Genomic DNA, 267 nt, shown 5'->3' on the forward strand with positions numbered 1-267 from the left:
GCCGCGATCTCCTGCGGCGGCCAGGGCCACGGGCTGGTGATGCTGGGCGCGGACGACGAGCCCCTGCGCCCCGCCAAGCTGTGGAACGACACGGAGACGGCGCCCGACGCCGTGCGCCTGTGCGAGGCCATGGCCCCGGCCGACTGGGCGGCGCGAACGGGCTCGGTGCCCGGCCCGGCGCTCACCGTGTCCAAGCTCGCCTGGACCGAGCGCTGCCATCCGGGCCTCCTGGCCCGCGCCGCGCGGATCATGCTGCCCTCCGACTAT

1 protein-coding gene is annotated in these 267 nt (G+C 76.4%); it reads left to right on the forward strand.

The window, feature by feature from the left end; translation table 11 throughout:
- Positions 1–267: FGGY family carbohydrate kinase (locus R0J92_RS23480; protein ID WP_411053450.1), on the forward strand; the 267-nt coding region annotated here is incomplete at both ends.

Source organism: Tritonibacter sp. SIMBA_163 (assembly GCF_046535935.1).
Classification (GTDB): Bacteria; Pseudomonadota; Alphaproteobacteria; order Rhodobacterales; family Rhodobacteraceae; genus Epibacterium; species Epibacterium scottomollicae.